This window comes from Yoonia maritima (assembly GCF_003003285.1).
In the GTDB taxonomy this organism is placed as follows: domain Bacteria; phylum Pseudomonadota; class Alphaproteobacteria; order Rhodobacterales; family Rhodobacteraceae; genus Yoonia; species Yoonia maritima.
On the sequence record NZ_PVTP01000005.1, the window covers coordinates 99,871 to 123,426 of the forward strand.

22 protein-coding genes are annotated in these 23,556 nt (G+C 53.6%); 7 read left to right on the top strand and 15 right to left on the bottom strand.

What is annotated here, in order from left to right; translation table 11 throughout:
• Positions 1-19 precede the first annotated feature (19 nt).
• Positions 20-646, top strand: coding sequence for a dimethylsulfonioproprionate lyase family protein (locus tag CLV80_RS09055; RefSeq protein ID WP_243394483.1), 627 nt, complete (start codon positions 20-22; stop codon positions 644-646).
• A 129-nt stretch (positions 647-775) separates the two neighbouring features.
• On the opposite strand, the gene clpA is transcribed toward CLV80_RS09055, so the two are convergent.
• Positions 776-3,103, bottom strand: coding sequence for an ATP-dependent Clp protease ATP-binding subunit ClpA (clpA, locus tag CLV80_RS09060; RefSeq protein ID WP_106357184.1), 2,328 nt, complete (start codon positions 3,101-3,103; stop codon positions 776-778).
• 181 nt (positions 3,104-3,284) lie between these two features.
• Entirely contained in the window at positions 3,285-4,061 is a 777-nt protein-coding gene (gene gloB / locus CLV80_RS09065; protein ID WP_106357186.1) for a hydroxyacylglutathione hydrolase, read from the bottom strand.
• A 62-nt stretch (positions 4,062-4,123) separates the two neighbouring features.
• Here gloB and CLV80_RS09070 point away from each other — a divergent pair, with 62 nt between their 5' ends.
• Positions 4,124-4,876 carry a methyltransferase domain-containing protein gene (locus CLV80_RS09070; protein ID WP_106357188.1) on the top strand — a complete coding sequence of 251 codons (753 nt, stop codon included), beginning with the start codon at positions 4,124-4,126 and terminating at the stop codon, positions 4,874-4,876.
• Between the two features lie 2 nt (positions 4,877-4,878).
• Here the strand turns inward: CLV80_RS09070 and CLV80_RS09075 are convergent, their stop codons facing one another.
• Positions 4,879-5,382: a CAP domain-containing protein gene (locus CLV80_RS09075; protein WP_106357190.1), complete on the bottom strand. Its 504-nt coding sequence runs from the start codon at positions 5,380-5,382 to the stop codon at positions 4,879-4,881.
• 158 nt (positions 5,383-5,540) lie between these two features.
• Between CLV80_RS09075 and CLV80_RS09080 the strand changes: the two genes are divergently transcribed.
• Positions 5,541-6,899, top strand: coding sequence for a tetratricopeptide repeat protein (locus CLV80_RS09080; protein ID WP_106357193.1), 1,359 nt, complete (start codon positions 5,541-5,543; stop codon positions 6,897-6,899).
• Between the two features lie 64 nt (positions 6,900-6,963).
• Positions 6,964-8,046, top strand: coding sequence for a THUMP domain-containing class I SAM-dependent RNA methyltransferase (locus CLV80_RS09085; protein WP_375342193.1), 1,083 nt, complete (start codon positions 6,964-6,966; stop codon positions 8,044-8,046).
• Here the strand turns inward: CLV80_RS09085 and CLV80_RS09090 are convergent.
• The 8 genes from CLV80_RS09090 to CLV80_RS09125 form a co-directional block, all read right to left on the bottom strand.
• Positions 8,043-8,684, bottom strand: a complete 642-nt coding sequence (locus CLV80_RS09090; protein WP_106357197.1) for an ATP-binding cassette domain-containing protein — start codon at positions 8,682-8,684, stop codon at positions 8,043-8,045. The two genes, CLV80_RS09085 and CLV80_RS09090, sit on opposite strands and share 4 nt — an antisense overlap.
• Complete coding sequence (locus tag CLV80_RS09095) at positions 8,677-10,320, bottom strand: ABC transporter permease (protein WP_243394496.1); 1,644 nt, start codon at positions 10,318-10,320, stop codon at positions 8,677-8,679. The genes CLV80_RS09090 and CLV80_RS09095 overlap by 8 nt, the downstream gene beginning before the upstream one ends.
• 73 nt (positions 10,321-10,393) lie before the next feature.
• A complete protein-coding gene (locus CLV80_RS09100) occupies positions 10,394-11,593 on the bottom strand; it encodes an ABC transporter substrate-binding protein (protein WP_106357201.1) in 1,200 nt (399 codons plus the stop codon).
• Positions 11,594-11,606: 13 nt separating this feature from the next.
• Positions 11,607-12,215 carry a CDP-alcohol phosphatidyltransferase family protein gene (locus tag CLV80_RS09105; RefSeq protein ID WP_106357203.1) on the bottom strand — a complete coding sequence of 203 codons (609 nt, stop codon included), beginning with the start codon at positions 12,213-12,215 and terminating at the stop codon, positions 11,607-11,609.
• Positions 12,216-12,309: 94 nt separating this feature from the next.
• Positions 12,310-14,304, bottom strand: coding sequence for a hydantoinase/oxoprolinase N-terminal domain-containing protein (locus CLV80_RS09110; protein WP_106357206.1), 1,995 nt, complete (start codon positions 14,302-14,304; stop codon positions 12,310-12,312).
• A gap of 36 nt (positions 14,305-14,340) precedes the next feature.
• A complete protein-coding gene (locus tag CLV80_RS09115) occupies positions 14,341-16,128 on the bottom strand; it encodes a hypothetical protein (RefSeq protein WP_106357208.1) in 1,788 nt (595 codons plus the stop codon).
• Positions 16,129-16,179: 51 nt separating this feature from the next.
• Positions 16,180-16,572, bottom strand: a complete 393-nt coding sequence (locus CLV80_RS09120) for a GtrA family protein (RefSeq protein WP_106357210.1) — start codon at positions 16,570-16,572, stop codon at positions 16,180-16,182.
• 15 nt (positions 16,573-16,587) lie between these two features.
• Positions 16,588-17,523: a glycosyltransferase family 2 protein gene (locus CLV80_RS09125; protein WP_243394484.1), complete on the bottom strand. Its 936-nt coding sequence runs from the start codon at positions 17,521-17,523 to the stop codon at positions 16,588-16,590.
• A gap of 142 nt (positions 17,524-17,665) precedes the next feature.
• On the opposite strand from CLV80_RS09125, the gene CLV80_RS09130 reads away from it, so the two are divergent.
• Positions 17,666-18,940, top strand: a complete 1,275-nt coding sequence (locus CLV80_RS09130; protein WP_106357216.1) for an acetylornithine deacetylase/succinyl-diaminopimelate desuccinylase family protein — start codon at positions 17,666-17,668, stop codon at positions 18,938-18,940.
• A 38-nt stretch (positions 18,941-18,978) separates the two neighbouring features.
• Here the strand turns inward: CLV80_RS09130 and CLV80_RS09135 are convergent, their stop codons facing one another.
• From CLV80_RS09135 to panB, 3 genes are all read right to left on the bottom strand, one after another.
• Entirely contained in the window at positions 18,979-19,449 is a 471-nt protein-coding gene (locus CLV80_RS09135) for a hypothetical protein (protein WP_106357219.1), read from the bottom strand.
• Between the two features lie 135 nt (positions 19,450-19,584).
• Positions 19,585-20,442 (bottom strand): pantoate--beta-alanine ligase, encoded by an 858-nt coding sequence (panC, locus tag CLV80_RS09140; RefSeq protein ID WP_106357222.1) that lies wholly within the window; start codon positions 20,440-20,442, stop codon positions 19,585-19,587.
• Positions 20,439-21,266 (bottom strand): 3-methyl-2-oxobutanoate hydroxymethyltransferase, encoded by an 828-nt coding sequence (panB, locus tag CLV80_RS09145; protein WP_106357225.1) that lies wholly within the window; start codon positions 21,264-21,266, stop codon positions 20,439-20,441. Before panB ends, panC begins: the two co-directional genes overlap by 4 nt.
• Before the next feature lie 207 nt (positions 21,267-21,473).
• On the opposite strand from panB, the gene CLV80_RS09150 reads away from it, so the two are divergent.
• Complete coding sequence (locus CLV80_RS09150) at positions 21,474-22,493, top strand: P1 family peptidase (RefSeq protein WP_106357617.1); 1,020 nt, start codon at positions 21,474-21,476, stop codon at positions 22,491-22,493.
• Here the strand turns inward: CLV80_RS09150 and CLV80_RS09155 are convergent.
• On the bottom strand, positions 22,482-22,889 hold the full coding sequence (locus tag CLV80_RS09155) for a RidA family protein (RefSeq protein WP_106357228.1): 408 nt from the start codon (positions 22,887-22,889) through the stop codon (positions 22,482-22,484). The two genes, CLV80_RS09150 and CLV80_RS09155, sit on opposite strands and share 12 nt — an antisense overlap.
• A 69-nt stretch (positions 22,890-22,958) precedes the next feature.
• Between CLV80_RS09155 and CLV80_RS09160 the strand changes: the two genes are divergently transcribed.
• Complete coding sequence (locus CLV80_RS09160) at positions 22,959-23,528, top strand: TetR/AcrR family transcriptional regulator (protein WP_106357230.1); 570 nt, start codon at positions 22,959-22,961, stop codon at positions 23,526-23,528.
• The last annotated feature ends 28 nt before the right edge of the window (positions 23,529-23,556 follow it).

A 23,556-nucleotide genomic window follows, 5' to 3' on the forward strand; every position in this document is an offset into this window, starting at 1 on the left:
TTTGTGCTTGGCTGCTGAAATGACCCAAGTACCTGCTTTTACAGATCGCGTTGAAACACCAAGGTTAATGGACTGCCCGAATTGGGTGTACCTCTTACGAGAGATCGATTCCTTGTACCGGTTCTGGTCAGATGGCGGCAGCATCCCGATCCGAAGCCATCGCAAACGCGTACGCGATCGACTTTCTGCGACAATCGCGAAAAATCCGCACCTCATTGATCGGACTGCCAGCCAAAAGCATGTAACAGCGCATTTTTCGCGTGCTTTAGATCTGGGCGAACGGGCTGCTATGCAAGGAATGGCCCGCGCCCTTCGCGAAGTAAAAGACAGCCTCACATGGGAATACGGGTACGAAAAAGTATCGAAATCGCTAGGGCAAAAATACGCATATTGCGAAATATTAGGCCCACGCGGCCCAGTCCAGTGCGATACGTTGATTTTAGGTTTCGTTTTATTCGCGCCGAACACGACCTATCCGCAACACAGCCACCAAGACATTGAAGAAAGCTATGTTTCAATTTCAGGCGCATGGTCTGAAAATAACACGGCGGTCTATGCCCACGGATCGCTGATCTTCAATCGGCCCGGAGACGAGCATCGCATTACGACCGGCGACCGCGACCCTTGTCTTCTTGCCTATGCTTAGGTGGGTCCCGGTGAGCGCCTAGCAGAACCGCAGATGAAGTTAAGCACTTTACGAAAGCCAAAATGATGGATGTACAAACGAAAAATGCCCGCCACTAAGGGCGGGCATTTGATATTTATGTCGACCTTATCAATCCGCAGTCAAGAGCGGTGGCTTATCTCCACCATCAGTGATCTTACCTTGCTCTGGGGCTTCATAGCTTAAGGCAAGCGCGCCACCTTTGACGCCTACTTTGACGATTCCACCTTTGACCAACTTGCCAAACAACAGTTCTTCGGCAAGTGGTTTTTTGATGTGCTCTTGGATAACGCGGCCAAGTGGGCGCGCGCCCATCTTCGCATCATATCCCTTGTCTGCCAGCCACTCGGCCGCAGCCTTGGTCAGTTCAATATGGACATTGCGGTCAATCAATTGCGCTTCTAGCTGAAGTACAAATTTCTCGACCACTTGCATAATCACTGGTTTCGGCAGTGCGCCAAAGCTAATGATCGCATCCAGACGGTTGCGGAACTCAGGCGTAAACGTCCGTTCAATCGCCGCGGTGTCTTCGCCTTCGCGGGTTTCACGACCAAAGCCCAATGCGTTTTTCGACATTTCAGACGCACCAGCATTCGATGTCATGATGATGATCACGTTGCGGAAATCCGTTGTGCGACCGTTGTGGTCGGTCAGTTTCCCGTGGTCCATGACTTGCAGCAAGATGTTGTAAACATCCGGATGCGCTTTTTCCATTTCGTCGAGCAGCAACACACAGTGCGGGTTTTGGTCAACACCATCCGTCAGCATGCCACCTTGATCAAAACCGACATAACCCGGAGGTGCGCCAATCAGACGTGATACCGCGTGTTTTTCCATGTATTCAGACATGTCGAAACGCAGTAGTTCTACTCCCAATGTATCGGCCAGTTGTTTGGCGACCTCGGTCTTACCGACACCAGTTGGACCCGCGAAAAGGTAGTTACCAATTGGCTTTTCAGGTTCACGCAACCCAGCACGCGCCAGTTTAATCGCCGAAGACAATGCCTCGATCGCAGTGTTCTGACCAAAGACGACACGCTTAAGAGACTTTTCAAGGTCCTTCAGAACCTCGGCATCATCTTTAGACACGTTCTTGGCTGGGATACGTGCAATTTTTGCGACAACAGCCTCGATGTCCTTAGCACCAATCGTCTTGCGGCGCTTGGATTCAGACAGCAGATGCTGTGCTGCCCCAGCTTCGTCGATGACGTCGATCGCCTTATCCGGCAATTTGCGGTCGTTGATGTAGCGCGCAGAAAGCTCTACCGCAGTTTTGATCGCGTCAGCTGTGTATTTGATGCTGTGATGCTCTTCGAAATACGGCTTCAGCCCTTGCAGAATTTTAATCGCATCTGGAACCGAAGGTTCAGTCACGTCAATCTTCTGGAAACGACGGGATAGCGCACGGTCTTTTTCAAAGTGCTGACGGAACTCTTTGTATGTTGTCGACCCCATGCAGCGCAGCTTGCCGCCCTGCAACGCAGGTTTCAGTAAGTTGGATGCGTCCATCGCGCCACCTGATGTCGCCCCGGCACCAATAATGGTGTGGATTTCATCGATAAACAGCACCGCATCAGGGTGGTCTTCCATTTCCGTCATCACGGCTTTTAGCCGTTCTTCAAAATCGCCGCGGTAGCGCGTACCAGCAAGCAAAGCCCCCATATCGAGCGAATAGATCGTCGCCTTCGACAGAACCTCTGGCACTTCGTTATTTACGATTTTATACGCCAAACCTTCGGCAATCGCGGTTTTACCTACGCCCGGATCACCCACCAACAGCGGATTATTTTTACGACGGCGGCACAGCACCTGAATGCAACGTTCAACTTCGTGGGTACGACCGATCAACGGATCAACATCACCCTTTGATGCTTTCACGTTCAAATCAACGCAGTATTTGGCAAGTGCACTTTCTTTTTCTTCGGATTCGCCACCGGATGAAATCGTTTCACCATCTTCAGGCGATCCTGATACCGGGCGCGATTCGCCGAAAGCGGGGTCTTTGGCAACGCCATGCGCGATAAAGTTCACCGCATCGTAACGCGTCATGTCCTGTTCTTGCAGGAAGTAAGCCGCGTTACTTTCGCGTTCAGCGAAGATGGCAACCAATACGTTCGCGCCTGTTACTTCGCTACGCCCAGATGACTGCACATGGATCGCAGCGCGCTGAATTACCCGCTGGAACGCGGCTGTCGGCACGGCCTCTGATCCTTCGACATCTGTGATCAACGTCGCAAGATCGTCATCAATGAAGTCTTCTAGATCCTTGCGCAGGTCGTCCAGATTAACCGAGCAAGCACGCATGACACGCGCCGCATCAGGTTCTTCAATAAGCGAGAGCAAAAGATGCTCTAGCGTGGCAAGTTCGTGTTTGCGGGCATTCGCAAGGGCCAGCGCCCCATGAATTGCTTGCTCAAGTGTGGTCGAAAATGATGGCACTTTTGTGCTCCTTCATATCGTGGGTCTGCTGGTGCCTTGGGCACAAACCAACCGTGGCCTCTTATCCTTAAGGTTTGGTTTTATGCCGGAACCTTCAAGGACTTTTTTCCGATTCATCCTCACAAAACATGTGAAAAGTGGCTTTTGCGCGAAATTCTGGCCCAATCGGGGAAAATGGCTGTCAGAATCTGTCTTTTCTTGCGCGTATTTCAGCAAACACCTCGACATCAGTCGACATTTCCATCCCTAAAACTGCTTTTAAGGCAGTATCGTCAGCCCGTAAAAACGGGTTTGTCCGCTTTTCGTCGCCTAAGTTTGAGGGAATCGTTGGCTGATTGGTCGTCCGTGCGGCTGTGATTTTCTCTACACGAGAGATAAGCGCAGAATTCTCAGGATCAAGAGACAGCGCGAAACGTGCGTTCGATTCTGTATATTCATGACCGGAACAAACAACCGTGCTGTCAGGCAGCGCTCGCAGCTTTTGCATACTGTCCCACATTTGTGCAGGCGAGCCTTCAAACAACCGGCCGCATCCAAGCGCCATTAAACTATCTGCCGTAAACGCATAGCCAGGAGCGGCCATGTAAAACGCGATATGACCTAAGGTATGCCCTGACACGTCAAAGACGTCCGTTTGTGTGCCGCACACGGTCAACAGCGCACCTTCGCTTACTTCAACATCTAGCGGCGGTAGGCGGTGAGAGTCTGCCTTTGCACCAATCACACGCGCATTCCCGCGCAATTCTTTTACGCCATCAATATGATCTGGGTGGTGATGAGTCAGCAAGATATCGGACAGTACCCAACCGCGTGCATCAAGTTCTGCTTGAATTGGGGCCGCTTCCGGCGCATCGATCAACGCGGTTTCGCCAGTCTGCGCATTGTGGACCAAAAACGCATAGTTGTCCGACAAACACGGCACAGTGACCAATTCTAATGTCGTTGAAGTGTTTCCCATGGCAATGCGCCCTTCTGTTGTTATGGTTAAACGTAATCTTTGCCCAAGGAACTGCAACCGCAATGCACCTAGATGTTTTGGATCTGCGTCAATTCTATTACCGAAGCGCTCTTGGGCGGGCGGCCCAAAAGGTAATCCGCACAGAGCTAACCCAAATGTGGCCAGAGGCCCAAGGCCAAATGGTTGTCGGCTTTGGTTTTGCTGTTCCGCTATTGCGACCATACCTAAAAGATGCACGGCGCGTTATCGGGCTGATGCCTGGTCCACAAGGCGTGATGCCCTGGCCGCCGGGCGAAAAAAACCAAAGCGTTTTGTGCGAAGACACTCTTTGGCCCATTGAAACCGGTCACGTCGACAAGCTGGTGATGATGCACGGGCTGGATACAACTGAACAACCAACAGCATTGCTGGACGAAGCATGGCGTGTGTTGGGTCCAGGGGGTCGGGCTGTTTTCATTGTACCGAACCGTGCTGGGCTTTGGTCGCGATCGGACAAGACCCCATTTGGCTACGGGCGCCCATATTCGCTTAGCCAACTTGAATCGCAATTACGCAAACATCGGTTCGTGACAGAACGAACGCTTTCTACGCTTTATCAACCTCCATCAAGCGGCCGAATTTGGCGTAAGTCAGCCGGACTTATTGAACGTGTCGGGCACTCCATGCCGTTGATCGCTGCAGGAGGCGTTCTTATGGTTGAAGTCAGCAAACAAATGGCGGCACCCACCCCAACGGGACTTTCCGAAACCGTAAAGCGGCCATTAAGGGTGTTAGAAGGCATGACCAAACCCGTACCAAAACCTGAAACCGCCTAGCGCTACATCTCTGTTGCTAACACCAACACCCAATAGGTGTTGCTACCTGAACCTGCCTTGGCTAATGCATAGTCTTCAAACGCTGGGTTGATGTTATTTGCATGATGGCCCAGTGAATTTGTCCAGCCCTCCATCACCTGTTCTTCGGATGTCTGCCCCTTAGCAATGTTCTCACCATACGTACGCCAGACATAGCCGGTCGCGGTAATCCGATCACCGGGTGACGAACCGTTCAGCCCTGTGTGGCTAAAGTAATTGTTCGCAAGCATATCGTCAGCATGGCCTTGCGCGGCAGCGCCCAGCCGCGCGTCATATGCAACTGCTCCAGCACCGTTGGAAGCGCGCACATCGTTTAGCATGCCCTGAAACGACGCATCTACGGGTGTCGATGGCACCGTTGGGGTGCTTGGGGTCGTCGGAGCTCCGGTGCTGGTATCAGCACCCGAGGTTCCGCTGCTACACGCGCCTAAAACGGATATAGCAACGACTGCGAGATAGGATTTCATAGCGTGACCTCATTTAGCTTACGAAATGCGTAGTCGAGTCCGATACAGCATCAAAACCGTTTCACCGCGCTCATCAAAGCTGGCGACGAAACGCCGATCCACCGACAAAAGTAGTCAAATCATTGCTGGTATCGCTGCACCGTATTAGCGATGCCGTTATGAAACGCTCCTGTTACGTCATCGCATTAACCACTTTATTGTGTTTAGAAATATCAGTCAGAACCGCCCACGCGTCACCCACAAACGTGCTGTCACAATCGGAACAAGCACTGGTCACTGGCAACCCAGAACGTGCGCGCGCGCTGGCGGAAGGTATCATCGACCAAGAACCGTCCAACTACGCAGCGCTAATCTTGCTTTCCTTAGCACACGCCGACCTTGGCGCTGACCATGCCTCTGCAGATGCCGCGACGAATGCCTATCGGGTCGCAACGACAGCCGACCAACGGCTTCAAGCAGCACGGATTGTTGCCGGTGCACATTTTAAGATGAATCAATACACTCGTGCGCAATGGTGGCTTAGGCGCGCAGGCAACGACGCCGAGACACCCCAAGAAGCAGCGAAAGTACGACAGGAGTTCACGAGAATTCGCACCGAAAATCCATTGCGCGTCAATCTTGGTTTCTCGGTCGCGCCTTCCGACAACATCAACAACGGATCCGAATCGGAATCGTTTTTCCTAGAAGGATTGGACTTTGAATTTTTTCTGCCCGAAAGCAGCCTTGCGCTAAGCGGCATCGAATACGCTGGCGATGTATTTGCAACCTACGATCTGGCACAAGGGCCGAACCACCGCACACAGCTACAGGGCTACATTTTTGGCAGAACGTTTTCACTGTCTCGTAAATCCCAAGCCGCTGTGCCGGACATTTCCGGTAATGACTATGCCCTGATCCTGACAGAGGCAGCCATAAACCACAGTCGGCTATTGCAAAGCGGATGGGGACCAACCAGCGTATCGGCACACATCGGCAAGGCATGGTTTGGCGGCGACCCTCTTTGGGATTATGGAAAGGTGTCATTGGCGCAGATGATACCAGATGGCGCGAACAACGCGTTAACCATTGGGGGTAGTTTCGAAAACCGCACAGCACGTCATGCGACACAGTCTGACACTCAGGTCACATATGTTTACGCAAGCCAGCAACATATGCGCACAAACCAAGACAAGGTTACGATCACTTTTTCAGGATTGACCCAAAACGCCGCGTTCGAAACCGACAGTTTCACAGAGTATCGGGGAAACATCGCCTATCATTTCGGCCAACCGCTGATGGGAACACATGTCTCCGTATCCGGTGGACTTGGTTACAAAAGCTATGACGAATTCACCCTCTCGCTTGATGGACGTAGGGACCGTTACGCCAGCCTTGGCGGGACCGTTGTCTTCAACAATGCGGCCTATTTTGGATTCGCGCCGACTGTTGGCGTGACAGCAACGCATACGGAATCTAACGTGACCCAGTTCACGACATCGCAGTTGCAAGCCCGTATTGGGATACAGTCCACCTTTTAAACGGAGCTTGCGCAAACGCAGTGCTTGGCCCTATGCACGGCGAATGAGCCAATTTGAAATATTCATGACCGCCACTCCCGGACTCGAATCTGCGCTGCACGCAGAAGCGATGGAAAACGGGTTTCTTGATGCCAAAGTCACACCCGGTGGGGTGACAATCATGGGCGGTTGGCCAGACGTCTGGCGCGCTAACCTAACCATGCGCGGTGCGACCCGAGTTTTGGCGCGGGTGGGATCATTCATGGCGTTCCATTTGGCGCAGCTCGACAAACGGTCGCGCAAGTTCCCTTGGGGTGACATATTAGACTCTAATCTGCCTGTTAGGGTCGAAGTTAGCACGAGCAAGAAATCCAAAATCTATCACGCTGGCGCTGCGACACAGCGGATCGAAACCGCACTACGCGAAAGCCACGGCATGACGATCAGCCCCGAGGCCGAGATCGTGATCAAAGCGCGTATCGACGACAACCGGGTGACCATCAGCCTCGATACATCTGGCGAAAGCTTGCACAAGCGCGGTCACAAAGAAGCCGTGAACAAGGCCCCTATGCGTGAAACGCTGGCTTCGCTGTTCTTGCGTGAATGTGGTTATGACGGAAAAGAGCCTGTGTTAGACCCTATGTGCGGCTCTGGCACCTTTCCGATTGAGGCGGCAGAAATCGCGCGTGGTTTGAACCCGGGTCGGTCACGCAGTTTCGCGTTTGAAAAGCTCGCCAGCTTCGATCAAGAAGCATGGGAAGACATGCGCAAACAATCACCAAAGCCAACGGCACAGCATTTTTATGGCAGCGACCGCGACGCGGGTGCCATCCGGATGAGCAAAGCAAACGCACTGCGTGCTGGTGTCGATGACCTGATCACCTTTGAAAACCATCCGGTGTCCGACCTGCAACGCCCTGACGGACCACCCGGCCTGATCATCTGCAACCCGCCCTATGGTGGCCGGATCGGGAACCCCAAGCTGTTGTTTGGACTGTACGGTAGCCTAGGTCAGACGCTCAAAGAACGGTTTGGCGGCTGGCGCGTCGGGATCATCACAAGCGACGCCGGACTCGCCAAGGCCACTGGCCTGCCATTCAAACCCAAAGGCGCACCCGTTCCGCATGGCGGGTTAAAGGTCTGGCTGTTCCAAACAGGTCCGCTTTAGCTCTGCACTTCCAATGTGATGACTTTACCACCTGCGGCGCGGGCGTCTTCGGCGTCGTGGGTCACCATCAACACAGGCAATGACCGGGCCTTTGCCCGTGCGAACACCAAATCGCGAACCTGCGCGCGCAATGCGGTATCAAGCCGCGAAAACGGTTCATCCAGCAGCAACGCACAGGGTTCTGACAACAGCATCCGCATCAACGCGACACGTGCCTTTTGTCCCCCAGATAGGGTCGCGGGATCGCGATCTTCAAAGCCTGCCAAATCAACCTCGGCCAATGCTTCTGCGATCTTTTTGCGTCGCTCTTCCCGTGTCCCCCCCGGCGCCAGCCCAAACGCAAGGTTTGCACCGACGGATAAATGCGGGAAAAGCAGGTCATCTTGGAACAAGATGCCAACGTGTCGCTTGTGCGCCGGTGCATGGGTGATGTCATGACCATCCAAAACAATCCTGCCACTTGCGGCAAAGTCAGCTGAAAGGGTGCCGGTAATGTACGCCAGCAGCGTCGATTTCCCCACGCCAGAGGGGCCCATAATGGTCAAAACCTCGCCCGGTGCGATGTCATGTGACAACGTTAGCAGCGGTTGTGCACCGTTCGAAATTTCAACATTCCGCAGGAATAGACCCTTATTCATGCCGCAAACCCCTTCGATTTCGCCAGACCAACGTTGGGACCAACAGCGCCATTGCAAAGGGTAACAACGCGGCACCCGTTTGCATCAAACCATAGACCCCAATCGCACGACGGTCGCCACCTGACGCGAGCGCGATGGCCTCGGTCGTTAGGGTCGCGACACGACCGCCCCCGATCAATAGCGTTGGCAAATATTGCCCCACAGAAACAGCAAGCCCAACGGCAAGCGCAGTTAATATTGGGCGTAAAAGCATTGGCAGGCGCACCCGCCACAGCACGCCATCAGGGCTTGCGCCCAATGCTGCGGCGACCGTTCCAGTCCGGGTGTCCCATGCACGAAATGGATCGGAAAGTGACAAAAACACATAGGGTAGTACGAAAACCAAATGCGCCAGCATGACAGGTATCCGCCCGACTTCGGCCCCAATCCCTAGCATTAGTGTCTGTAAGCCCGGCAAGAACGCCGTTTGCGGAACCAGCAATGGCAGGTAAAGCAACCACACCGCTCGCTGTGTTACACGTAGCCCGTGGCGATACTCGGCCTCCAGGCATCCGATGGTCAAAACCAACGCGCTAATCGCCACGACGACCGCGATAAACCCGGTTTCACCAAGGGCCGCGAATGCGCCAGGCCCATGCCGCGTCCAATTGCGTGAAGTGAACCCGTCTGGGAACGCATCTGGAAAGCTCCAATAACCCGCGACCGACCAGATCGCCAAGACGACCAGCCCAAACAGCACCGCCAAGACCGATGCCCCACCAGAAAAAAGGGCGACTTGGGCAATAATAGGGTCACATTTTCCACGCGCGCCTGACGCAATCCAACGGCGACCGAAATGGGCGACAGCGATCTCTCCCAGTCGCCAAAACGCGAGCGCGCCGACTACCAAGGCAAGCTGCATGATCGCACCAGCCGCAGCCAAAAGGCGCATAGAAAGGTCCGGGTCCGACATCCATTTCACGATCTGTACCGACAGCGTCGGAGGTGTGTTTGGTCCAAGTATCACCGCGACATCAACGACCGACATCGAATAGGCCAACACCACATACACCGGTGGCCTGATCTGGGCATAGACACGTGGAAACACCGTCTTGAGCCAACCTGTCACGCGGCCGTATCCCAATGCTTGGGCGATTGTGACACTGTTTTGCGCCTGCGCTTGGCCAAGGGCCGCGATGCTAATCAGGATCAGGAACGGGATTTCTTTGATGATAAGACCAACCATCATTGTCAGGCCCAAAGGGTCTTGGACAATTAAAAGGTCCGGCGGGCGGTCCCAGCCCGTCATGACCGGAGACAACAGCCGCGCAATCCATCCAGACGGTGCGATCAAAAACGCCAAGCCAAAGGCGGCGGCGGCATGCGGCACCGACAAAAGTGGCGACAATAGCCTTTCAAGAACGCGAAACTGACGGGTCCCCGACCACCCCGCCAAGAGAAGAGTAACAACAGCCAAGGATACGACAGTTGCGCCTATCCCCGTTGTCACTGACAGCAATGCAGCGCGCGGAAGGCCGGGCCAATCGAACAAGGCGCGAAAGGGCTCCAACGATGGCCCTGTCAGCCCCGCAGCTGGCAGATGTCCGAAGGCGGGCAGCAGTGTTCCCCAAATGCCCGCAACAACCGGCCCCAGCATAAACAAAAGTGTCAGCGCAGGCAGCAGGGGCAAAATAGGACGTCGCGTATGTATCAACGTCCCAAGATCGCGCTTATTGCGCAACACCGTAACGTGCTGACCAATCATCTGCGATGCGTGTCATCCAGCTTGGGTGCGGTTCAGCCTGAACAGTGCCAAGCTCGGCTGGTGTTAGCGTCGCGATACCCAATTCCAACCCATCAAAGACCGCGCGATCTTCGGCGGTGAGCGAGTCCATGTTCAACACGGTTCCATACCCCAAGATCGCGGGGTCTTGTGCTCGGGCTTGGGCCTCTGGCGACATCAAAAAGTCTGCGACGACCATCGCGCCTGCTTTGGACCCGGAATTATAAGGGATCGCCACAAATGACGCGTTGCCGATTGTCCCCTTGTCCAAAACAAAGGTCCGAACTGTGTCAGGCAGTTCATAATTCGCAATCGCTGTAGACGCAGCACCCGGGCTGAAGGAGATCGACAGATCAAGTTCACCATCAGCGATCAGTGGGAACATCGCTGTTCCGGTCGCCGGGTATGCTTTGCCTTCGCGCCATAAGTTTGGCGTGAGTTCATCAAGATAAGCCCACAATGGCGCTGTCACGGCATCGTAATTTTCGTCGGTCGCAGGCGTAGCCAGAACCGAAGGATCATCCAAAATATCGACCAAAACCTGCTTTAGGAAAGTCGTGCCCAAGAAATCCGGCGGCTGCGGATAGCTAAAACGGCCGGGGTTGGCTTGCGCCCAATCCTGTAGCGCCTGCATGGAACCCAACCGATCAGGCATCGTTTCAGTGTTGTGGACAAATACCACTTGGGCCATGGCCCATGGGCTCTCGTATCCTTCGACGGGGACAGTGAAATCAGTTTGCACTGCCTTGCCTTCGGCATCGACCAGTCCCCAGTTTGGCAAGTCTTCGGCATAGGGGCCAAACAGTAGATCCGCGTCTTTCATTGCTGCAAAGTTGGACCCGTTAATCCAGATCATATCAATCGCGCCGTCGTCGTCTTCACCTGCCTGTTTTTCCGAAAGAACACGCGTAACGGCATCGGCTGTGTCAGTCAGCTTAACATGTTCCAGCGTGACACCGTATTCTGCAGACACACGGTCACCGACCCATGCGATGAATTCATTGGTTGTGGTCGACCCACCCCATGCATTCCAATAAACGGTTTGCCCTGTAGCCTCGGCCAGAACGGCATCCCAGTCGGCGGGATTCACATCAGCCAGGGCAGGCAAAGGCGCCAAGAGCGCGGCCAGAACAGCAAGGTGTTTCATCAAGATTGATCCTTTATTCGGTGAATATCTGTTTCGCGGCGTATAGCCGAAGTGTTGCGGTCGCAAAGCAAAGCGCGCCAAAGACCCATGATAGCGGGGCGAAATACGTGGGTAGCAAGCAAAGCAAGACGAAGAACGCGATCGTTTCGGTGCCTTCGAGAATGCCGTTCGAGTAGTAGAGCGATTTCTGACCTTGAGCCGTGGTCTTGTGACCGTGCTTTTCAGCCAGAATTGCGTAACCCAAAAAGCTGGCACCGTTGAAATAGAACGACGCCAGCAAAAACGCGCCAGCAGCGCCATTCGTCGCGGGTGACAGCCAGACGAACGCCATCGGGATCAGCCCGTAGAACAAAAAATCTACGGTAATATCGAGATATCCACCAAAGTCAGTTTTACGGGTCGCCCGCGCCACGGCGCCATCCAACCCATCGGCAACCCGACTTAGCAACAACGGAACGAGCGCTAACTCAGGTGCATCAAGCGCGATAGAAACAGCGGCTAGCACGCCAAGGAACAGACCAGAAAGCGTGATAAAATCAGCAGTAATGCTAAGCCTCGCTAACCCTTGGCCAAGCTTGTTCAGCGGCGGGTCAATTAATCGGCGTGCATATCGGTCGAGCATTCGTACCTCCCCAAGGTCTAAACCTTGTCGCCGATGCATTCATCCGGCGCAATCACGGTGACAGGAATGTGAGAAAATCAACTGTTTTGACACATTAAGCGTGAGCAATGCGCGGTCGGCCACTTGCTGTAACCCGCATGGTCGCCTCGATAAATGTTTGGTGGCCTTCGATTTCAGCCTCTTTCATGTCGCATGCAACGTTAATCCGCGGAGCCGCGACCCCCGCGGCAACTGCCTTTGCCTTAGCCACATCTGTTAAAGCCTGCTCCAATGCTGCAAGGCCGGATTCTTTGTCTGCACACCGTTGCGGCCCGCTTGGTAGGTAGGCAGTAAACCCGCCGTCGTTTATCAACGTGCCGGTTTCTTGCATTCTGACTTGCCCAACGACGGCGCCAACAGCGTTCGCCACATCAGCATGTTTTGGCAATACCATTTTTGTGCCAAGCCGTTTACCAACTGCCCCATAGTAGGCTGGCGCAGAGGCCCCTAGCCCGACAATTGGCACGCCAATCGACAATTGCATTTGAAGCACACCTTGGTGTCGATCAAGCCCCGCCATAGTCAATGGATGTCGCGCAAGGTTTGTGGCTTCACCTGCAATATCATCTTCGGCAAACGCTGTCTCAAGCAAGCAATTCACAGTTTGCCCGGTAAGCTGATCCACGATCATCTGCGCCATGACATCAGAATTCGGTGCAATACGTTGACCAGAGCCCGCGCGGCGTCGGGCAAACAAGGTTAGCGCCTTGTCCGCCGCATCACGGTCCCAGCTATCTGATCTGCCCAAAACATGTGATGCATCTGACGGGGTCACACCTGCAATCATCACCAGTCCGCGATTTATCAAACGGGTCATCGCAGGGCTTTCGACACGTGTTTGTACAGCTTTACCAAGACGCATCGGCCCATCAGAAAGCCGCGTTGCAACCGTCAATTCGCGATCATCTAAACCACTGGGAAAATTGGACCATAAAGGGATAGCAAATTGTCCGCCATCGGGTGCAGGAATATCATGCGCTAACGCCCGATCTAGCTCGGGGTGGATAAGTTCAGGGAACTGGGTTGCTGCGAGTGAAATTGGCATTAGCCGTCGTGGCCCCAACAGTATTGCGCCTTCCAGACCATCCATCACATGGACTTCGCTATCGCCGCCTAGGCCAGTAGTACGCATTGCGACGGCTTCGACCATTGTACGGAACGTCCCCACGCGCGCGCCTTGCGGGTCGATCATTGGGCGGCCATCGCGCAACAGACAAACATCTGTTGTTGTCCCCCCAATATCGCTAACCAATGCATCTGTTTCGCCGCTTAACCAGCTTGCGCCCGCAACGGACGCCGCTGGTCCGCTAAGGATTGTTTCAATCGGCTTATCACGTGCGACATCGGCAGGAATAAGCGCGCCATCGCCACGTACAACCATCAGATTTGCCGAGATCCCGCGCCGCTGAAGGTGACCTTTACACACTGTGATAAGCTGATCGATCAGTCCGATTAACCGCGCATTCAAGACAGCCGTAAGTGCACGTTTTGGCCCACCCAAAGCCTGCGACAGCTCGTACGAACACGTCACTGGCTTGCCTGTCATCTTGCGAAGATAGTCACGTGTCGCGCGTTCATGCGCGGGATTGCGCGTTGCAAACCTACCCACCACAGCAAAACCGGATACCTCGACATCCAACGACTTAACCTCATCATGAAGTGTTTGCATGTCAATCTGTGCCGCTTCGACACCCGCGTGATCATGCCCTCCAGAAAGCCGGATTAACGGATCCCCCCCAAGCGCATCGGCCAAGCCTGACCTTTGCAGATCAGAGTCGTCAAATCCAACGGCGATTAGGGCTATTCGGCCACCTTGCCCTTCGACCAAAGCGTTAGTTGCAAGGGTCGTCGACAGCGAAACCATAGCGATATCACATACCGGGACACTGGCCTGTGCCAAGGCTGCATCAATAGCATTACCAACACCGATCGCTAAGTCAGGTCGGGTCGTTAGCGCCTTTGCAGAGGCGACGATCACATCGGCTTTTTCCGCTAAAACAACGGCATCAGTATAGGTTCCGCCGGTGTCCACACCCAATAGATACGCCATCAAACCTACCCTTTAGCTTTCGTCGGATGGCATACCTTAGCGCAATATCTCGAACAACAGCTGATCTTCGTTCGAAACCGGAACGCGTCGCAACCACTCAGCCTCATCACCATTGGCAAGCCCACGCACATATTCGCTTTGATAGTGAAGGCCGCGACATAGTAGAAGATGCGTTGCTTTGGTTTCAGTGACGTAACTTTTGAAGGCGCCCTGATCCAACTGAAAGGGGACAATCCCATTCATGAACGCCTCTGTGCTGCGATGATATGGTGCCGACAATACGCTATGGTGTGTCGCCCAAATCAACGCAGGCCCGAAATTTACATGGTTCAAGATAATCGCAGGGCTTGCTTCGTTAAGTGTTAACAGTGACGCATAGCTCCGGCAGTCTCCCCGTTCGGCTTCGCTAGAAGCCTCACGCGCTGGCAAAATCGGCTTAAGCGACTGAACAACCACCGTTGGCGATACCACTGTTGTCGCAACGAGCAAGGCAATAAGCCCATCGTTAAGTGAGCGTGATCTGAGATACGATTGCACCAAACGCGCAACGACGACCCCGCCAACTATTGGGATAACAGAGGCAGGAATTACCACTGCACGCATCTGAACAAGCATTACTGGCAAGCCAATAAAGCCAAGAACTATCAATAAACCCAAAGCTGCATGAGCCTTCATCTCTGCACTCTCAAGCTTGTCATGGCTGAACCAAACCGCAGCTCCAACAAACAATGCAACGACAACTGGAAGGCAAAATACTAACGCTGCGACAGTGTTCGTACGGACGTACACCAACAAAGGTTTGGCCTCGATAATTTGACTTGTTATCAGTTTTTGCAGTTCAGGCGGAATCTGCGCATATGGCCCTGCTAAACAGTGCGATAAAAACGGCGAGACCAGCATCAGCCCCACGAAAACGACCAAAGCTGCAGCACCCAATCGGACGACAACACTCTGTGTATAGTCAGATACTATCAACAGAACAAAGCAGGCGACTGATGCAACGCCCACTAGCGTCAAAGCCGGAGGACCAAGCTGATCACACATCAATTCCAGGCGAGCTGCAGGACCCGTCTGCCCCAACCACAGCAACACACTGCCCATCATTAGCATGACACAAAACGAGACAAGGAATTTACGATTATCAGAATTCGCGTTCATTCCAGTCCGCACCATGTTCAGGAAGCCAATTCCAACAATAAAGACAAAACCCTCAAGGCCAATTGCTAACGAAAGTGCCGCTGCCACGCCGCAAATTATCCCGGCAAAATTTGGGCGCGATGGCCACACGAGAGCCAGAGACATCAAAGTCATCAACAGCATCTGTATGTTGTGGTGGTCTAAGCTACCCGCGCTTGAATGCATGCTTGATGTGACCGGCCAAAGCACAGCACACAACACCGCAAAGCAGGCGGCCATTGCCCCAAAAATACGCAACGTCCCAAAACCAATCAACACTAAGCTTAAGATCAAAATCAGTGTTGGCCACAGAGTTATTGCAACCATCTCTGCTGACGTCATGGGCAGGAACCATGAAAACGGAACGACTATGGCGGCTATGCCAGCGTCTACATAGCGCGACCAGTGCAATGAAACGCCTTCGGGCGGCATAAGACGATACTGTGCGACATCATACCATCTTTGCCCTGCTAACCAATCACGGACGGTAAGCAAGCGCATAACATTGTCATTTCCCTTAGTTGCAAAGGTTTCATGCATTCCCAACCCGGCCACGACTGCTTTGGACACCACAAGCAGTACAGCCAAGGTCAACACGATCGGAAATGCATGATTTTTGAGAATATTCAGGAAGGGATAGCGCGACATTAACGGTTCGATCCTTTTCAAAGCTCTAACGCATTCCGCGCAGCAAGAAGGTTAGTTCTCATGGCGAAAGGCGATTTGGCGGGCGCCCCAAAAATTAATAAACATCCCAACGAACGATCCAAGTAACAATCCCAACAATATTGTCGCCCCAGCGCCGCTAAAACGGTGCACCACCAGCGTGTAGACAGAAAAATTTGCCGCCGCGCCGATAAGCTGAACCGTTAAATAAAGATTGAATTGCCGTAGCTTTCTAGACCGACCGGCAGTAGCAAACGTCCAACTACGATTGAGCGCCCAGGTTGCCACAACTGCAAACGGAAATGAAAACGCGCGCGCTATGTAAGGGTTAAGCCCGCATGCCAACAAAAGCCAAAGCATGCCGCCGTCGATAACAAAACCCACGCCACCAACCATACCAAAACGGATTATCTGCCTGACAAGCATAGCGTCCACCAAAGACTACTGATCCCTTGGGGCGTGGTGCGACAAGTAAGCCAGTCGCTTCATCTCGCGACGGCCACGCGTTACGGTATCAAGGATAAGTCCATTCATGAACGATAACGTCGCAATTGTCATAATCGCAGAAGCCAAGACCGCGGAAGGAATCCGCGAGACCAGCCCTGTCGCGATAAACTCTTTAACAACGGGATAGCCAATTACGATGGATAGAAATGCTAACATTGCGGCAATACCAACGAAGAAAGGGAATGGTCGTTCCTCTTTCACTAGCGAAATAATCACCCGTAAAATGCGTATTCCATCACGAATTGTGTTCAGCTTGCTGTCCGAACCGGGCATCCGATCAATATAAACTGTATCATGATCAGCAATTGGCATCCGCAGCTCTAGAGCATGCACGGTTAGTTCAGTTTCTATTTCGAACCCCTGCGACAGGGCAGGAAAACTCTTGACGAACCGGCGTGAAAAAACACGATAGCCTGTAAGCATGTCTTGAGTACGTCGCCCAAAAATGCTTGCCACCAAACCTGTCAACATCCAGTTCCCGAGCCGATGCCCGGGGCGGTATGCCTCTTGAATTTCAGTGACACGGCAACCGCTGACCATGTCCAGCGTATCGCGTTTCAATAAAGCAATCATGTCAGAGGCCGCTGCTGCCTCGTAGGTGTTATCGCCGTCAACCAGCACGTAAACATCCGCGTCAATGTCTGCAAACATACGACGCACAACGTTCCCCTTACCTTGCTGAGGTTCGGTACGCACAATAGCCCCCGCTTCCTTGGCAACAGCAATTGTATCGTCAGATGAGTTATTGTCATAAACATATATGTCAGCTGTCGGCAGCGCCTTTTTGAAATCTTGCACAACAAGGCCAATAGGTTTGGCCTCATTGTAGCACGGGATCAAAACAACGATTTTGTCATTGAATTCTGCCACGATAGCATCCAGTCACATTACCTGATTTAAAGCGCTGTATAGGTGACCATCGGTTTTGTTGATAGACTTAACTGCGTGCATACGAAACGGCGATGCAACGGGTGGTATTGCTGCCTCAGTTGTTTTCGCCAATAGTTGGGGCATGAGCGACACACATACTCTAACCCATGCAATTGAAAACCGGCGTGATGACCTGATCGCGTTGACACAAGACTTGATCCGTATTCCAACGCTAAACCCTCCTGGTGAAAACTACCGCGAGATTTGCGAATACCTAAATCGCCGTCTGTTGAACTCTGGGTTCGAGACAAAATTGGTGCGTGCGCACGGCACCCCCGGCGACAGCGAAAAATATCCGCGCTGGAATATCGTTGCCCGCCGTGAAGGGGCGCACGCAGGTGATTGCATACACTTCAACAGCCACACGGATGTTGTTGAAGTCGGCAACGGTTGGACCGTGGACCCATTTGGCAGTGACCTGATCGACGGTAAGATCTACGGGCGCGGAGCCTGTGATATGAAGGGCGGGCTGGCGGCATCCATCATCGCTGCAGAAGCGTTTTTAGAAGTGCACCCCGATTTTTCCGGCGCGATTGAAATTTCCGGCACGGCGGACGAAGAATCTGGGGGCTATGGTGGTGTCGCTTATCTGGCTGAGCATGGGTTCTTCAAAAACGTGCAACACGTCATCATTCCAGAACCGCTGAATAAAGACCGCGTTTGCCTTGGCCATCGCGGCGGCTGGTGGGCTGAGATTGAAACATTCGGCGAAATTGCCCACGGGTCGATGCCTTTCTTGGGCGATTGCGCGGTGCGCCATATGGGTGCAGTGCTGGGAGAATTCGAAGATAAGCTATTCCCCGCCATGGCCGCCCGCCGCACCGACATGCCGGTCGTTCCCGAAGGGGCGCGGTCATCGACGATGAACATCAATTCCATCCACGGCGGTCAGGCCGAACAATCCGACGATTTCACCGGCCTACCCGCGCATTGCGTGCCCGATAGCTGTCGGATCGTGATTGATCGGCGTTTCTTGGTCGAAGAAAGCCTTGATCAAGTACGGGACGAGGTGACTGGCCTGTTAGAGGGCCTCAAATCGACCCGTCAAAAATTCGACTATTCCCTGACCGAATTAAATAGCGTTCTGCCCAGCATGACAGACCGCGATGCGCCCGTGGTAAAAACCGTCGCCGCGCAGATCGAACAGGTCTTAGGTAGACCCGCCGAATTCGTGGCCTCGCCCGGCACCTACGACCAAAAACACATCGACCGGATCGGGAAGCTGAAAAACTGCATCGCTTATGGCCCCGGAATTTTAGAGCTCGCTCACAAACCCGACGAATACATCGGCGTAGATGACATGATCGACAGCGCCAAGGTCATGGCGGGGGCGTTGCGGGAGATTTTGGTGGGGTGAGTTCCTCAACGCTGAAGGTCAGCTTAGAGCCCAAAGCGTTAGAGAATCCCTGTGCCGCACAACCATACTATGAGCCAATCATACTTACGAACCGGTCGAGACTTACCGTGAGACGATTCATAATAACCGTCCACTATTTGGTAGCCTTCTTCTTTCGTATCAACAAATAACACTCTGGATACGGATGGGCCTAAAAATCCTCGAACCTGACCAAGACGGATGCGATTTTCGGGTTTCATAATATCCCGCCGATAGCTGGTAACCCCATCTGTTACTGCAAGCTTCGCATGTTTTTCAAAACACACGACAAAATCGTCGTGAGAACCTTGGAAATTCAACGATTTTGGAAAAGGAAGGACTGACAGGGCCGTGGTGTGAATCGCCAGTACCATCAAAACGAGCAAAAGTAGAAATATACCAACCAATTTGGACAATCTGTCAGCAAACTGCTGCCGCTTTTCCCAAGCTTTCATCTTTTGAAATCCTTCAAGAAATAATTCAAATGTCATCAATGATGCTATTATGAGTTTGGGTTGTAGGCCACCAGAGCAAAGGTCTGCATAGTCCCGCACAGTGGGCGTACGTATTTACGTATCTAACCGACCGCAATCTTGATTAAGGTCGTTTTCCTTGCATGGTATTGTTCAATTCGATGAAGAAACCACCGCAATATTATCAATCAACCGCACACCCGCCAGCCACGCCGCCGCAAACAACCGCGCATCGGGTTTGGTCTTATCCAGCAGTGACAAATCCCCACCGTCGCGCAGTTCAAGGTAGTCGATATCGTTGAACCCTACGGCCAGCAGGCGCGCGCGCGCATCGGCTTCGATGTCTGACATTGCGGCACCTGCCAAAAGCTGATCGCGAAGGTCGTTCATGACCTCTGCCAGCACGGGCGCGTGAATGCGGGAACGGTCGGATAGCAGCAGGTTGCGCGATGACATTGCCAGCCCGTCTTCTTCGCGGATTGTTGGGCATCCGACGACGTCTATCGGGATATCCAGATCAGCGGCCAGACGGCGCACGACCTGTAGCTGTTGATAGTCTTTTTCGCCAAAGAACGCTTTGTCAGCGCTGGTTTGCAAAAACAGTTTCGGTACCACAGTCGCCACACCATCAAAGTGGCCGGGACGTGTTGCACCACAAAGCATGTCTGTTAGGCCAGACACCGTAACAGTCGTCGCAAAGCCTTCGGGATAGATTTGATCCGGTGAAGGTACGTAGATCAGGTCAACGCCAATCGATTCCAATTTCCGCGCATCGTCGTTTTCTGTGCGGGGATAGTTTTCCAGATCGTCGGGGTTGTTGAACTGTTTGGGGTTCACAAAAATCGTGACAATCACTCGGTCACATGCCGCGCGCGCGGCCCGGGCCAGCGACAAATGTCCCTGATGCAGCGCGCCCATTGTCGGTACAACGCCAATCGTCTCGCCTGCTTTGCGCCAGACAGCCGTCTGCGCGCGCAACCCGGCAAGGGTCCGTTCAATCGGTGCGATCATTTCTTGGGGGCCTCGTCCGCGAAAATATGTTCTTGGGCTGGAAAGGTCCGTGCGCGGACTTCTTCTGCGTAGTTGGCGATCGCTGCTGCGCCATCGTCGCCCAAATGCGCGTAGCGCTTCACGAACTTCGCTTTAAACGCCGTGAACAGGCCAAGCATGTCGTCAACGACCAAAATTTGGCCATCGCAACCCGCGCCTGCGCCAATCCCGATGGTCGGGATCGCAATATCTGCTGTGATCGCATCGGCAAGGTTTGCCGGTACTTTTTCAAGTACAACTGCAAAAGCACCTGCCTCGGTTACCGCCCGTGCATCTGCAATCAGCGCGTCGCGATCATCGCCGCGCCCTTGGACCTTGTAACCACCCAAAGTGTTCACGGATTGCGGGGTCAGGCCGATATGGGCCATGACAGGAATGCCGCGCGAAACAAGGAACGCGATGGTTTCGGCCATCACAACGCCGCCTTCAAGCTTCACTGCGCCTGCGCCTGTTTCAGACATCAATCGCGCCGCATTCCGAAATGCTTGCTGCGGGCCTTCTTCGTATGAACCGAACGGCATATCCACAACCATCATCGCGCTTTTCAAACCGCGTGCAACGGCTTGGCCGTGCATGATCATCATCTCCATCGTCACGCCAAGTGTTGAAGGAAGACCATGAAGGACCATACCCACGCTGTCACCAACCAGAACGAAATCACAGTGTTCATCCATCATTTCGGCCATCGGGGTCGTGTATGCGGTCAGGCTGACCAGTGGCGCGCCACCTTTTGCAGCACGGATATCATCCGGCAAAGGGGCTCGTTTTTTCGCAGTCGCGCTCATCTGGTCCTCCAACCTAACGCCTAGTTGCACGTCAGATAACAGCCGAACGAGCGTGTTTCCAGCGACAAGCCTCTAGAATCAGGTAATCTAACCCAACGTTGAAATAATATTTCGCGTCCGATTTAGACGGCAAACTCGAACGTAGCGCTGCAAATTTTGCATCATCTTCATTGTTTTAAGAGGCTTAACCGTGCCAGCATGCAAACCATGACATACAGACCCGGACCGAAAAATCTGATCACCGACATAGCGGGATTGCGTGTCGGTAATGCCCAAGACTCTGATCTAAAGTCAGGCAGCACCGTTTTGGTCGGTGACGTCCCGTTCGTTGCGAGCGTTCATGTAATGGGCGGCGCACCCGGCACTAAAGAAACCGATCTGCTGGCACCGGACAAAACCGTGGGTGCGATCGATGCGCTTGTGTTGTCTGGTGGCTCTGCTTTTGGGCTAGATGCCTGTTCTGGTGTGATGGATGGCCTGCGTGCGATGGGCCGTGGATTTGCTGTCGGCAATATGGCGATCCCGATTGTGCCGGGTGCAATCGTGTTTGACCTGATCAATGGTGGCAACAAGGATTGGGATGAAAACCCCTATCGTGCCTTGGGTAAAACTGCGCTGCACAACGCGGCCCCAGATTTTGATTTAGGCAGCGTCGGTGCCGGGACTGGTGCGCTTGCCGCAATGCAAAAAGGTGGGCTTGGATCCGCATCAATGGTGTTACCCGATGGTACGACCGTTGGTGCGCTGGTTGTCGTTAATTCGCTTGGCAGTGTGACCACCCCCGGTGATCGGCATTTTTGGGCCGCCCCGTTTGAAATTGACGGTGAATTTGGCGGCATCGGCCCTGATCCAGCCAGCGGGCTGGTCGCCCCACAAGAAAGCCGCAAAGAAAAGGCGATGGCGTTACAGGCCGCCGAAAACGCGAATACAACAATCGCCATCGTCGCAACGGATGCTCCCCTGACCAAAACGCAATGCCACCGCATGGCGGTCACTGCCCACAACGGCATGGCGCGTGCAATCGTTCCGTCGCACACTCCGCTAGATGGGGATTTGGTGTTCGCTGCAGCGACCGGAGACGGCTCAGGTGTTGATCCGACAGCCATGCGTGAAATCGGTGCCGCAGCGGCTGTTTGCCTAAGTCGCGCAATTTGCCGTGGCGTTTACGAAGCAACACCTGCAGCCAACGACCTTATTCCGTGCTATCAAAGCCGATCAATCCGGTAAGCGTACGGTTAGCTCTAGTTCAACCTTGAACTCTGGCGCCGCGAGCGCCGCAACGCCCACACCAGTGATGCATGGCTGTGCACCATCGAAAAGCGCGAGGATCGGTGGAAACACCTGCTCCAAATTTGCCGGGTTCAGGTCAGTCATAAAGCACCGTAAAATCACGATATCCTGTGGGGATGCACCCAACGCGTCAAGCGCCGCTTTTGCATTATCGGCCGCGATCTGCGTTTGCTCGATCAAGCCCTCGGGTACAGGTTCACCTGTTGCCCGTGTCGCGACCTGCCCCGAAACATAAGCCATCCTGCCCGGTTCAACGATTGAGATCTGCGAATACCCCATCGCGCCTGCATCCGGCATCGTCGGGGGGTTCATACGTGTAATTGTCTGTGTCATAAGGTCACCCAATGAGAAAAGCTCTTCTTTTGATTCTTAAATTACTACATATGTAGAGGATGCAATTCAATGGCGCAAAAAGCCGAACGCAAGACCGCAATCCTGATGGGGGTAATCGGGCTGCTTGCATCACGGGGGCTGGATGGGATCACGCACCGCGCCGTGGACGAGGCCGCAGGTTTGCCGCAGGGCTCAACAACCTACTACTTTCCGAAAAAGACCGCTCTTTTGCTGGCAGCAGCCGATCATCTTGCTGATCTACTGGGCAAGGATTGTGATGAACTTCAGGTGGCGTTTTCCGATATCACCGCCCAAAAGGGCATGACCGCAGCGATCGCATATGTCGGCGATGAAATGGTTCGCTATGCAGAAGACAGTAAGAATTTATTCCTAGCCCGCATCGAGCTGACGGTCGCGTCATCTCGGCGCGAGGACCTTAGCGCGGTGGGCGATAAACTGACAGCGGCTGCACGCCGCCCTATCGCGTTTTTCTTACAGCTTGTTTCTGACGGACGCACAGATGTGCCTGTTGATACCTGTGCGGGGCTCGTTGACGGAATCACGCTCATGTACGTGACCGGCCAGGGGCCCAAGCCCACAACCGATCAGATAAAGGCCGTGTTGAAAGCGCTACTTTGAAAACAAATAAGCGACGGGCGCGCCGCCG

What these genes read in the sequence shown, in the direction of transcription:
- CLV80_RS09110 (WP_106357206.1), bottom strand. Translation starts at nt 14,304, where the DNA reads ATGGCGTATCTATTGGGTGTGGACACCGGCGGAACCTATACTGATGCC.
- CLV80_RS09115 (WP_106357208.1), bottom strand. Translation starts at nt 16,128, where the DNA reads ATGTCGCGCTATCCCTTCCTGAATATTCTCAAAAATCATGCATTTCCG.
- CLV80_RS09155 (WP_106357228.1), bottom strand. Translation starts at nt 22,889, where the DNA reads ATGACACAGACAATTACACGTATGAACCCCCCGACGATGCCGGATGCA.
- CLV80_RS09080 (WP_106357193.1), top strand. Translation starts at nt 5,541, where the DNA reads ATGAAACGCTCCTGTTACGTCATCGCATTAACCACTTTATTGTGTTTA.
- CLV80_RS09120 (WP_106357210.1), bottom strand. Translation starts at nt 16,572, where the DNA reads ATGCTTGTCAGGCAGATAATCCGTTTTGGTATGGTTGGTGGCGTGGGT.
- panC (WP_106357222.1), bottom strand. Translation starts at nt 20,442, where the DNA reads ATGATCGCACCGATTGAACGGACCCTTGCCGGGTTGCGCGCGCAGACG.
- panB (WP_106357225.1), bottom strand. Translation starts at nt 21,266, where the DNA reads ATGAGCGCGACTGCGAAAAAACGAGCCCCTTTGCCGGATGATATCCGT.
- CLV80_RS09075 (WP_106357190.1), bottom strand. Translation starts at nt 5,382, where the DNA reads ATGAAATCCTATCTCGCAGTCGTTGCTATATCCGTTTTAGGCGCGTGT.
- gloB (WP_106357186.1), bottom strand. Translation starts at nt 4,061, where the DNA reads ATGGGAAACACTTCAACGACATTAGAATTGGTCACTGTGCCGTGTTTG.
- CLV80_RS09085 (WP_375342193.1), top strand. Translation starts at nt 6,964, where the DNA reads ATGACCGCCACTCCCGGACTCGAATCTGCGCTGCACGCAGAAGCGATG.
- CLV80_RS09090 (WP_106357197.1), bottom strand. Translation starts at nt 8,684, where the DNA reads ATGAATAAGGGTCTATTCCTGCGGAATGTTGAAATTTCGAACGGTGCA.
- CLV80_RS09130 (WP_106357216.1), top strand. Translation starts at nt 17,666, where the DNA reads ATGAGCGACACACATACTCTAACCCATGCAATTGAAAACCGGCGTGAT.
- CLV80_RS09100 (WP_106357201.1), bottom strand. Translation starts at nt 11,593, where the DNA reads ATGAAACACCTTGCTGTTCTGGCCGCGCTCTTGGCGCCTTTGCCTGCC.
- CLV80_RS09070 (WP_106357188.1), top strand. Translation starts at nt 4,124, where the DNA reads ATGCACCTAGATGTTTTGGATCTGCGTCAATTCTATTACCGAAGCGCT.
- CLV80_RS09135 (WP_106357219.1), bottom strand. Translation starts at nt 19,449, where the DNA reads ATGACATTTGAATTATTTCTTGAAGGATTTCAAAAGATGAAAGCTTGG.
- CLV80_RS09160 (WP_106357230.1), top strand. Translation starts at nt 22,959, where the DNA reads ATGGCGCAAAAAGCCGAACGCAAGACCGCAATCCTGATGGGGGTAATC.
- CLV80_RS09150 (WP_106357617.1), top strand. Translation starts at nt 21,474, where the DNA reads ATGACATACAGACCCGGACCGAAAAATCTGATCACCGACATAGCGGGA.
- CLV80_RS09095 (WP_243394496.1), bottom strand. Translation starts at nt 10,320, where the DNA reads ATGCTGGGGCCGGTTGTTGCGGGCATTTGGGGAACACTGCTGCCCGCC.
- CLV80_RS09105 (WP_106357203.1), bottom strand. Translation starts at nt 12,215, where the DNA reads ATGCTCGACCGATATGCACGCCGATTAATTGACCCGCCGCTGAACAAG.
- CLV80_RS09055 (WP_243394483.1), top strand. Translation starts at nt 20, where the DNA reads ATGACCCAAGTACCTGCTTTTACAGATCGCGTTGAAACACCAAGGTTA.